Annotated in this window: 11 protein-coding genes; 9 read left to right on the top strand and 2 right to left on the bottom strand. The window is 62.4% G+C overall.

Annotated elements, in window-relative coordinates; all coding sequences use genetic code 11:
* The coding region (locus tag COGEMETH_RS14850) for a response regulator (RefSeq protein ID WP_238183380.1) at window positions 1–596 on the top strand (596 nt) is incomplete at its 5' end.
* Window positions 597–1,062: 466 nt separating this feature from the next.
* Window positions 1,063–1,494, top strand: a complete 432-nt coding sequence (locus COGEMETH_RS14845; protein WP_238183379.1) for a hypothetical protein — start codon at window positions 1,063–1,065, stop codon at window positions 1,492–1,494.
* A gap of 110 nt (window positions 1,495–1,604) precedes the next feature.
* Here the strand turns inward: COGEMETH_RS14845 and COGEMETH_RS14840 are convergent, their stop codons facing one another.
* Complete coding sequence (locus COGEMETH_RS14840; RefSeq protein ID WP_157085588.1) at window positions 1,605–2,792, bottom strand: adenylate/guanylate cyclase domain-containing protein; 1,188 nt, start codon at window positions 2,790–2,792, stop codon at window positions 1,605–1,607.
* A 157-nt stretch (window positions 2,793–2,949) separates the two neighbouring features.
* Entirely contained in the window at window positions 2,950–3,723 is a 774-nt protein-coding gene (locus COGEMETH_RS14835) for an SDR family oxidoreductase (protein ID WP_056093234.1), read from the bottom strand.
* Between the two features lie 109 nt (window positions 3,724–3,832).
* On the opposite strand from COGEMETH_RS14835, the gene COGEMETH_RS14830 reads away from it, so the two are divergent.
* The 7 genes from COGEMETH_RS14830 (at window position 3,833) to COGEMETH_RS14800 (ending at window position 10,793) form a co-directional block, all read left to right on the top strand.
* Window positions 3,833–4,708, top strand: a complete 876-nt coding sequence (locus COGEMETH_RS14830) for a helix-turn-helix domain-containing protein (protein WP_056093231.1) — start codon at window positions 3,833–3,835, stop codon at window positions 4,706–4,708.
* 241 nt (window positions 4,709–4,949) lie between these two features.
* Window positions 4,950–5,582: a tyrosine-type recombinase/integrase gene (locus COGEMETH_RS14825; RefSeq protein WP_147763988.1), complete on the top strand. Its 633-nt coding sequence runs from the start codon at window positions 4,950–4,952 to the stop codon at window positions 5,580–5,582.
* A gap of 316 nt (window positions 5,583–5,898) precedes the next feature.
* Window positions 5,899–6,537 carry a 2,3-bisphosphoglycerate-dependent phosphoglycerate mutase gene (locus COGEMETH_RS14820; RefSeq protein WP_056278302.1) on the top strand — a complete coding sequence of 213 codons (639 nt, stop codon included), beginning with the start codon at window positions 5,899–5,901 and terminating at the stop codon, window positions 6,535–6,537.
* A gap of 183 nt (window positions 6,538–6,720) precedes the next feature.
* Window positions 6,721–7,782, top strand: a complete 1,062-nt coding sequence (locus COGEMETH_RS14815) for a YeiH family protein (RefSeq protein ID WP_373875374.1) — start codon at window positions 6,721–6,723, stop codon at window positions 7,780–7,782.
* Between the two features lie 101 nt (window positions 7,783–7,883).
* A complete protein-coding gene (locus COGEMETH_RS14810; RefSeq protein ID WP_056217688.1) occupies window positions 7,884–9,023 on the top strand; it encodes an adenylate/guanylate cyclase domain-containing protein in 1,140 nt (379 codons plus the stop codon).
* 196 nt (window positions 9,024–9,219) lie between these two features.
* Window positions 9,220–10,443, top strand: a complete 1,224-nt coding sequence (locus tag COGEMETH_RS14805; protein ID WP_056217685.1) for a molybdopterin-dependent oxidoreductase — start codon at window positions 9,220–9,222, stop codon at window positions 10,441–10,443.
* 11 nt (window positions 10,444–10,454) lie between these two features.
* Window positions 10,455–10,793, top strand: a complete 339-nt coding sequence (locus tag COGEMETH_RS14800; protein ID WP_056160265.1) for a c-type cytochrome — start codon at window positions 10,455–10,457, stop codon at window positions 10,791–10,793.
* The last annotated feature ends 174 nt before the right edge of the window (window positions 10,794–10,967 follow it).

Genomic DNA, 10,967 nt, shown 5'->3' with positions numbered 1-10,967 from the left:
CATCTGACGACGGACAGGCGATGGCGCACGGCTTCGTGCAACAATCCGGCGGACGCCTGGAGATCGAGAGTGTGGAGGGTCGCGGCACCACGGTGCGCATGATCCTCCCCCGGGACCGGGAGGTCGGCGAGCGCGGCGACCGTCCCGCCGTTCCGGGCAATCGGGCAAGGCCACTCGACACCTCGACCGCGCCCTCGCTGATCCTGGTGGTCGACGACAGCCGTGAGGCGGCGGCCTTGGCGGAAGAGGCGCTGCAGGACATCGGCTACCGCGTCGTGGTCGCCCACAGCACGGAGGAGGCGTTGAAGCGGTTCGACGAGGCTTCCGCGTCGGGCGACGGGTTCAAGCTCGTGTTCACGGACGTGATCATGCCCGGAGGCGCCAACGGCATCACGCTCGCCGAGAAGGTCAGGAAGCGCGATCCGGCGTTGCCAGTGGTCCTGACCACGGGCTACAATGACGAGATGGCCATCGACGGTCCCCAGCCCCACGCGATGGACGTCCTCGGCAAGCCGTACCGGCGCAGCGAGATGATCGACCGGCTGCAGGCGGCGCTCCGGCGCGGGGCGCGTACGGGTCCCGGGCGGATGACGTAGGACTTCGGGCACGTCCAAGCCTAGTGGCAGAAATCTGATGCTCAATACCCGCTATGAACGTCTGAGGTGGGTGGCTTCCTGTCCGTCTGCTTCTGGATGGCTAACGCATCGAAGCGGAAGTTGTCTAATTGCATTGTCGCCGAGCTGTCCTAAACCATCTCCCGGCTTGTCCGATGACTTAGTCTTGAGGTATCTAAGGTTGGCCGACTTGCCGGAAAAGATACACCGACTCCATAATAACGTATACAAAATAGACACGGCGATCAACATGGAAAATGGAAGATTTATCCAAGCTTGGCGAGACGATTATCGAGGCGAATGATGTTGTCTATCACTAGTTCGCGACTCGGGTAGAAATTAGAGGTATAAGTTACAAGGTTGCAAGGTAGTAATCTGATTACTCAACGATGGTGTGAACGATCGAGCTCAAGTAAATCTCGGCAAAAAACGACTTAGGGGTTTTTTCATGGAGCAACGCAACCACACAGCGGCTATCCTTGGCCTCGGTATTGCCCTCTGGTTGGGTCTGTACAATGTGTTACTGCTCGCGGCCGGGCTTTCATCGCAGGCGACAATGGTCATTTCCGGTATAGCGATGTGGTCCGTTTGCATCATCATCGTGAGCGAACGCATCGGATGTCGCTGGGCTAGCCTGAAGGACTATAACACCCTGCATGGGCTCGGGTTTTGTGCACTGCTTCTCCCCGCATGCGAGGGAATATACACCTTAATCCCGACAATTTCCGAGCCAAACCCGCTCGTCTTCATAGGCGCGGGAATTTTCGTCGCAGCCGTTCAAGGCATAATTCACCGCGTCCAATTCTCGCCCGAAGAACGTGAGGCGATCCGCAAACATCAACGTCGGCGGTTGTCGGAGTCCGAGAAAGTGCACCAATGACCGCGTAGGGTGGTAAGCGGTCGGTCAGCTTTTGTGCGCGAAGAACCAGAGTCCGGACACGAATGGATGCGCCGTATCGGCGGCGAACCATCCAAAAAACTCAGAGATCATCACCCTGCTAGAAGCTGATTGACGTTTAGTGCTGCATCTCTCGGAATTGCGAATAGTCGTATGGCATCCGAATGTCCCCGGATCGTGTGAAACCCTCGGTCGGTGAACCTTCTTACCGCCCCCTCACTTCCCTCGCTCTGCATGCGCCTGACAACAGCGTCCGTGATCAGGATCGAGGCCTTAGCTTCACGGCAGTGATGCTCGACGCGGCTCGCAACATTCACGGTATCGCCCAGGACCGTCAATTCGAGCCGGCTCTCGCATCCGACATCGCCGAGCACGACAGCGCCGTAATGGATGCCGATGGCAACGGCGACCGCTTCCAGTCCCGACGCCGCACGTTCATCGTTCCATGCCTGGAGCCTCGCCTGCATGGTCAGCGCACATCGTACGGCGTTCGTGGCACTCAGGTCGTTCACTACGGGCAGGCCAAATACCGCGATCAAACCGTCGCCCGTGAACTTGTCCACGGTGCCCTGGTGCTCGAACACACTGGCGCTCAAGGTGCATAGTAATTCACGAAGCATGGCGATCACGTCCTGCGGCTGCAGAACGCTGCAGAATTTCGTGAACCCGATCATATCGACGAACAGAACCGCGGCAGGCTCGTAGCGTGTCGTCGATAGCGCGATGTCGTTCGTAGCGATTTGCTCGACGATGGCAGGCGGAAAAAATCGAGCTAAGTTGTCTTTTTCCTTACCGACCATGATTAGCCGCTCACGAGTGGCGATGTTTAGCAGAGCCAGTTTCGTCGTGATCGCAATGGCGGCGAGGCTGATCAATGTCCGGGCCGAGGCAGCACTATCCAGATCTGCTCCGTGAGTGATGATGTAGCTCAGGCCCGTTAGAAACGCACAGAACGCCGCAGTTCTGATCGTACCAAGGCGCTTAAACCAAAGGGTCGCCAGAACCACGACGACGCTATATAGAACAGCAACGGCGAAATGTAATGGACTCCATGTGTCGAGTAGAAATATAACGATTGCGGATATAAGAACGTAACTCAACGAGGCGGAACCTCGAATAAATTCGAATACCCTTCCCTGCACACCTGCGAATCTCATCGGGGAGGAAACTTCAGACTGCACAGCAGATGCTCCCTCTGGATCGATCACAACCCAAATTACAGAAAAGCTAAATTCGCGATTATTTTGGGATTTCTTAATCCACAGACGCTCCCCGAGCAAGCTTTACAATTTTCTCGTACCGTCGATCTGAATGGGGACGGAATGACGGACATCTCGATGGGTCATGAGGCTTTGGTTGCCGCTCCGCTGCAGCGGGGCGACAGCTACATGACATCCATATGTCTCTTGCAGGGGTTCAGAATACCCGCCGCCGGTCTCAGCGTGCGATGAATCCGCCGTTGATGAACAGGGTCTGTGCCGTAACCCAACCGCTGCTCGGACCGGCCAAGAAAGCGATGAGGGGCGTGATCTCATCGATCTCGCCCAGGCGATTCTGGACGCTCATACCCTTCAGGAATTCAGTGGAATGCTCGGTTTCGGCCGGGTAGAAAAAGGACGTGTTCAAGGGACCCGGCGCGACTGTATTGACCGTGACACCCCGAGCGCCGATTTCCTTGGCCAGGGCACGGGTGAAATGTTCGAGGGGCGCCTTCGACCCTGCGTAGATCGAGTACAGTCCGGTGGTGGCGGCCTGTAGCGTCGTCCCTATGTTAATGATCCGACCGTGATCCGAGATGCGTTTCGCGGCCTCCTGCATGCAGAAGAAGGCAGCCTTGGTATTGACCGCGAAGCTTTGGTCGAAATCGTCCTCAGTGATCTCCACGAAGGGCTTTTTCACCACCTTGCCGACGGTGTTCACCACAATGTCCAGTTGTCCGAACTGACGGTCGATAGCATCGAAGAGTTCTGTCACTTCGCTGACCCGAGCAAGGTTCGCACTGACCAGGAGAGGGGTGCTGCCAAGGTGCTCGATCTCGGCGGCGGTCTCCTCAGCCTCGCCGCGCGAACGCTCGCCATGATAGTGAACCGCCACGCCGCGACAGCCATTCTGCGCTAGCATCACAGCATAGGCCCTGCCTTGGTTACGCGTTGCGCCAGTAACTAATCCGATCTTACCACTGAGATCCCCGCCTGAATTTGTATTTGTCATAGTCTTCCCTCTTTGTTGAGCAGAAGAAAACTAGCCGAAGCTCCCAAGCTTGGCTTTCAGAAATTGCGCGTTCGTAGTAGAAGCCGCGCATTCCGGACGGAAAGCGATCATGGATCAACTCGACCAGCCTGGCTTTCCCGACGTCGCCACCGCCGAAGATCCCGTGCCGAACTGGGGGCGGCTCGTCCGAACGGATTTCGGCACGGCGGCGTGGAATAAGCGAGATGCCGGGGAGATCAGCCAAACCATTCCCCATCATTTGGTATTGTTCTCGTTCGCGCCATTCGCAAATCGCGAGACGCGGTTAGGTGGGACGAGGATACGCACTGCGTCCGCCACCAGCGGGATGTGCGAGATCGTGCCTGCTGGTGCGGATTACTGGGCGCGATGGCACGAGCACAAGGAGGTCGCGGCTTTCGCCCTGTCGGAACGCTGGCTCGATAAGGTGGCGCAAGACAGCTTCGACTTGCCATCAGCAACCGTCATGTCAGACGCATTACCGGTCCTGGATCGCCGTGTGGCCATTCTAGGCGAAATGCTCCGTGACGAGCTCCGATGCGACGCCGATACGGGCATGCCAGACCTGCAATTGGACTCGCTGTTGAACCTTTTGGGGTTCCACTTGCTCAAGCAATATGGCGCCCGCAGCGTAAAACAGGTCGGTGCCGGTTTGTCCGACCGACAGTTCAGGCGGCTGCGGGATTACATGTCTGCGAATTTTGCCGGTACCGTGAAGCTTGACGACATCGCGAGCGTTGTCGGTCTCTCGTCCAGCCAATTGCTCCGCACCTTCCGGCAGCGCACTGGCACGAGCCCTCATCAGTACCTTACCCGCATGCGTCTCGATCATGCGCGTACACTCATCCTCGGTGGACCCATGACTCTGGCAGAGATCGCTTTGACATGCGGGTTCTCTAGCCAGAGTCACCTGACATCCGTGATGCGTCGGGAGGACGGCCTAACACCAGGGGCACTGCGTGCCTGAAGCTGCTCGTGGAGGTCCTTTGAGCGGTTTCGAGACCTTGCTTTCGCCTGTGCATCGAACGTCTTCTTTTGGATAATTCGAAGGGCGCGATGGATGGCCAGGTTGGGTCGGACGCGGTGGGGCGGCTTCTCAACCTGGCAGCTCCGAGACGCACATTTAAAACGTCGAGCCAATACTGCGCTGGCCACGTTCGCAGCGCCCTTTCTCTCCCGGCCGGCATCTGCCGGTTGGGAGATGAGAAATGGGACATTCAGAGTACGACCCAGCCTTCAAGAATCGCCGACCGTGGAATGCAGGACGGAAGCTGGGCGCCAAACGCCCTCTCAAACCACAGCAGGTTTGGGCCATTCGCTTCTGGCTCGACGGAGAGCGGCGTGTACGCGACCGCGCTATGTTCGACCTCGCCATCGACAGCAAGCTGCGCGGTTGCGATATCGTCAAATTGAAGATCGGTGAGCTCGTGAGCGGCGGGCATGTACGCGCGCGCGTCATCGTCGTTCAGCGAAAAACTGGGCGGCCTGTTCAATTCGAATTGCTGGAACCAGCACGTACCAGCATTCTAACTTGGCTGGGGTGCCGAGGGGGCGGGCTCGACGATTACACCTTCCCGAGCCGGATCGACCACGAGGCTCACATAAGCACCCGGCAGTACGCCCGACTGGTGGATGAATGGGTCACGGGCATCGGGCTACGGCGCGAAGACTACGGTACGCACTCTCTGCGCCGAACAAAGGCGGCGTTGATCTACAAGCGAACCGGCAACCTACGCGCGGTGCAAATCCTGCTCGGGCATACCAAAATTGAGAGTACGGTACGCTATCTCGGCGTGGACGTTGAAGACGCGCTCGCTTTGGCGGAAGGGACTGAAATATGAAGCCCGGCCTCCTCGGCGGCAACGTCGAGGAGGCCATGAAGTCTCTATGACCGCAGCGCGTCCGGTGCAGTCGTTTGCCCCGTCAAGATAATGTCTTGGATATAGACGTTCTCTGACCAACCCCGCCTTTCCGCCTTGGGTGGGAAGCAGCTTGGCTGCTTTCAGTCGCAAGACGTTCATAAGCGGACCTAGGATGACCCGCCGTCTCCGGATGGACGGTCCAACCCATCGCAGGGTCGAAGTTCGTTAAAGTCGGATGCCGACATCATCAGAGGCGATGCGACCAGCACGAAAGTGCTCTGCCTCGGGAGACAGGGTGATTCACGATTGCAAAGCCCCGGTCACGCGACATCTCGTGCTGGTCCGGCATGGCCAGAGCGTAGCCAACCGATCCGGCCTGTTCACGGGATTGCTGGACTCGCCCTTGACCGAGCAGGGCCGGAGGGAAGCCGAGGCAGCCGGCCGGCGTTTGGCAGAGTGCAACTGGCGCTTTTCCGCTGCCTTCACCTCGACGCTAACGCGGGCCGTCGTGAGCGGCCGGCTTATCCTCGATGCGCTCGGGCAACCCGGATTGGTCCCCCAAAGCTTCGCCGCGCTCGACGAGCGAGACTACGGGGACCTCAGCGGGCTCGACAAGATCGCCGCCGATGCGCGCTGGGGGGCGGAGCGGATCGAGACCTGGCGCCGCTCCTACGCAGAGGCGCCGCCGAACGGTGAGAGCCTGCGCGATACCGTCTCCCGTATCGTGCCATGCTACCTCCGAACCATCCAGCCGGCGGTCATGGGCGGAGACGTGCTCGTCGTCGCCTACGGCAATTGCCTGCGGGCCCTTGTGATGGCGCTCGAAGACCTCAGCCCGGCGGAGGTCGAGCACCTCGAACTCGCGACGGGCTCCGTCAGGATCTATGAGCTTGCCGCGGACACGACGATCAAGGCCCACTGGATCGACGGGTGAATCCGCCTGTCGGCCTCTCACAATGGGTCTCCGTGATCTGCGAAGGGGCACTTATTTCATCTATTTCAGTGATGGGAAGCATCTAATCATTCCGTTGGAGTGAATGAAAAGAACATGGGATTCTCCGGCATCACATCGGAGCCACCCATGTCCGCGCCCAGACTTTTCTCCCACGCTCGGTCAATGCGTGCCTTGGCCGGCACGAGAGCCATCCTTCCGGGACTGGGTCTCTGTATGGCGGTCACCGCCGCAGCGGTCGGCTTCGAGGCCGTCGAGGCGCATCTGTTCGGTCGCGCCTGGCTCGAAGCCCTGGTGCTGGCGATCCTGCTCGGGAGCGCGATCCGCACCGCCTGGACCCCGTCGCAACGTTTCTTTCCCGGCATCGCCTTCGGGGCCAAGACCGTACTGGAGATCGCGGTCGTTCTACTCGGGGCCTCGCTCAGCCTCACGACGATCCTCGCCGCCGGTCCGGGTCTGCTTTTCGGCATCGCGGGCGTCGTCGTGGTCGCGATCCTGTCGAGTTACGGCATCGGCCGAGCGCTCGGGCTGCATCCGCGCATGGCGATCCTCGTGGCCTGCGGGAACTCGATCTGCGGCAACTCGGCGATCGCCGCCACGGCACCGGTGATCGGCGCAGACGGCGAGGACGTCGCCGCCTCCATTGCCTTCACTGCGGTGCTAGGCGTGCTGGTGGTGCTCGGCCTGCCGCTGCTGGTGCCGCTGCTCGGCCTGTCGCCGATGCAGTACGGCGTGCTCGCCGGCCTTACCGTCTACGCCGTGCCGCAGGTGCTCGCCGCCACCGCGCCGGTCGCGGCGCTCAGCGTCCAGGTCGGAACCCTGGTGAAGCTCGTCCGGGTGCTGATGCTAGGCCCGATCGTCCTGGTGCTCTCGCTCGGCGCGAGCCGGCTGCGCGAGGAGACCGACGAGGCCGCCCCCGGCGTCACCGCGGGCGACCGCCCAGCCCGCGGCGGCCTCGCGATCCACCGCCTGGTGCCGTGGTTCATCCTCGCCTTCCTTGCGCTCGCGGGCCTTCGCTCGACGGGCCTGATCCCGCCGTTTGCGTTCGCGCCGATGTCGGAGACCGCCAACGTGCTGACCGTGGTCTCGATGGCGGCGCTCGGCCTCGGGGTCGACGTGCGCAGCGTCGCCAAGGCCGGGGCGCGGGTGACCCTCGCGGTGGTCGCCTCGCTCCTCGCCCTCGGCGCCGTCAGCCTCGGCCTGATCCGCGTGCTCGGCCTCGTCTGATCCGCGCTATGGCATCGATCCAACTCCTTGATGAAAGAACTGCCGTGACACGTTCGTCCCAATCTTCGTCCGAGGCGGTCGCGCAGGGGACGGGATGGTTGATGGGGCCGGGTCGCGAAGCGGCGGACGCGGCAGCCCTTCTCGACGGGTTCAGTGCGTGCCTCTCGGGGCTTGGCCTGCCACTGGCCCGCGCCACCACCCACGCGCCGACCCTGCATCCGTCGTTCCGCTGGGTAATGCGCGTCTGGCATCCAGGAGCGTCGAGCCTAGCCTTGCGTCGCCGCCACGGCATCGAGAGTACGCCGACGTTCCACGGCAACACCGTCGAGCGCGTAGTCGAGACCCGTACCCCGTTCCGATGCCGTCTCGACGGGGATGGGCCGCTGCCGTTTCCCGTGCTCGGCGAGCTTCGCACCGAGGGTCTAACCGACTACCTCATCGTGCCGCTGCGCGCCGCGCGTGGACGCATGGGCGCCGCCTCCTGGGCCACGGCGAGACCGGGCGGCTTCACGCCGATCGAGATCTGCACGTTGCTGGCGCTGGTCGAGCCGTTCTCGCTGCTGTTCGAGATCAAGGCGCTCGACGACATGCTAGGCGCGGTGCTGAGCGCCTATGTCGGACGCGACCCGGCGCGGCAAATCCTGACCGGCACGGTGCGGCGCGGCGACGTACGCTTGATGCGGGCCGCGATGATGCTGACCGACCTGCGCGGGTTCGGCGAACTGTCCGACCGGCAAAGCCCCGACCGTGTCGTGGCCGCCCTCAACCGGATGTTCGATGCCATCGTGCCGGCCGTCGAGGCGGAAGGCGGCGAGGTGCTGAAGTACATCGGCGACGGGCTACTGGCCGTGTTCGATGCCGATCGCGACGAGGCCGAGGCGCGCAGTGCCGCCTTGCGTGCCGCCGAGGCCGCGCTTGATGCGCTTGCGACCCTGCGCAACGGTGACAGGGCTGCCTTCGAGGTCGGCGTCGCACTTCATGTCGGGGAGGTCGCCTACGGCAATATCGGCGGCGGCGACCGGGTCGATTTCACGGCGATCGGCCGCGATCTCAACGTGCTCGCCCGCGTCGAGCGCCTGTGCAAGACCTACAACACGCCGCTGATCGCCACCGACACCTTCATCGACGGGTTGGCACATGCCCTTGAACCGCTCGGCACCGTCGCCTTGCGCGGTTTTTCCGAGCGTCACGCCCTGTTCGGGTGTCGCAGGACCGCGCCCGTCGGCGCGCCGGCGGCGTGACGCCGAGACGGCGTCCTTGATCGTCCCATTGGAGATCGAAACTTCTCAAATCATCGCGTTTGGAGATCATTCGTATCGCGAAAGACCGTTGGTGGGAATAAATCGTATCCCGTAGCATCTCCCTGGTCGCGAGGAATCGCCACGGGTCCGATGCCTTCGAACGCATCGACGCCGACATCCTTCAAGGGGAGAGACCATGCACGGACTGGACAGACCGATGAACCGCCGCCTCGTCCTGGGTGGCCTAGGGCTCGGAAGCCTCGGCGCCGCCATACCGGCCTGGGCGGCGGGCTCGGTGAAGCTTCCGCTGCCCGGCGGCCCGGACGAGCGGGCGCTGACCACGGCCTTTCCGGGCAAGGCCGAGATGATCCTCCAGCGCACTCATCCGCCGCTACTGGAGACGCCGTTCTCGGTGTTCGACGAGGGTGTATTCACCCCCAACGACCGCTTCTACGTCCGCTGGCACTGGGCCTCGATCCCGACCGAAGTCGATGCCGGCACCTTCCGGCTCAAGGTCCACGGCCATGTCGAGAAGGAGCTCTCGCTCTCGCTCGACGCCATCGCCGGCCTGCCGCGCTTCGAGATCGCCGCAGTGAACCAGTGCTCGGGCAATTCGCGCGGGTTGTTCGAGCCGCGGGTGACCGGCGCGCAATGGGCAAACGGTTCGATGGGCAACGCCCGCTGGACCGGCGTGCGCCTCAGGGACGTGCTCGAAAAGGCCGGGGTGAAGGCCGGTGCCGTGCAGGTGCGCTTCAACGGCCTCGACGAGCCGGTGGTCGACGACGCGCCCGACTTCAAGAAGTCGCTCGATCTCAAGCACGCCAACAATGGTGAGGTGATGATCGCCTACGCGATGAACGGCGAGCAATTGCCGCTGCTCAATGGTTTCCCGCTCCGGCTCGTGGTGCCGGGCTGGTACTCGACCTACTGGGTCAAGATGCTGTCCGACATCGAAGTGCTGGACAAGCCCGACGACGGGTACTGGATGAAGACCGCTTACCGCATTCCTGACGTGCCGGGCGCTAACATCAAGCCCGGTCAGACCGGCTTCAAGACGGTGCCGATCAACAGGATGGTGCCGCGCTCGTTCGTCACCAACCTGACCGATGGCGCCAAGGTGGCGGCCGGAACGCCGGTGGCGTTGCGCGGCATCGCCTTCGGCGGCGATTGCGGGGTGAAGGCGGTGGACTTCTCAGGCGACGGCGGCGCGACGTGGTTCCCGGCGCAGCTCGGCGCGGACGAAGGCCCCTACAGCTTCCGCCGCTTCGACGGCAGCTTGCCGGCATTGGCTGCCGGCAGCCACACGGTCAGGGTCCGCTGCACCAACACCAACGGCGTCGCGCAGCCCCTGGACCGGGTCTGGAACGGGGCCGGCTTCATGCAGAACGGCATCGAGGCCGTGTCCTTCCAGGCCGCTTGAGGAGAACAGCCATGAACCCGATCCGCCCTGCGGCCCTCATCGCCGCCCTCATACTGTCTCCCCTGGTGGCGTTCGCCGCTTCGGCTCCCGAGCCGATGCGCTTCACCTCGCAATCGATCGAATTCCCGACTTCCGACCGGATCTTCCCGGACGGGCCGGGGGCCGAGGCGGTCAACAACAACTGCCTCGCCTGCCACTCGGCCGGGATGGTGCTGACCCAGCCCAAGCTCACGAAGGCGCAGTGGACCGAGACCGTGAACAAGATGGTTCACGTCTACAAGGCGCCGGTCGATCCGGCCGACGTGCAGACCATCGTCGACTACCTCACGGCGTTGAAGCCGACGCCCTGAACCCCCGAATCCCGAGGCCGCCGCGTTTTTTTCGCCGGCCTCGGGGAATAGACCGCGCCCTCCGGCATCTCCCCAGGGCGATGCACGGCCAAACCGGTCTCGCATCACGCAATCCGAATTAGAACCAGCCCTCACGGCAGGCCCCGGCCGCCGAACGAGCGCGCATGCCAGAGA

The organism is Methylobacterium trifolii (genome assembly GCF_022179685.1).
Lineage (GTDB): Bacteria > Pseudomonadota > Alphaproteobacteria > Rhizobiales > Beijerinckiaceae > Methylobacterium > Methylobacterium trifolii.
Note: the sequence above shows the minus strand (reverse complement) of the source record. Positions and strands in the feature narration are given on the sequence as shown.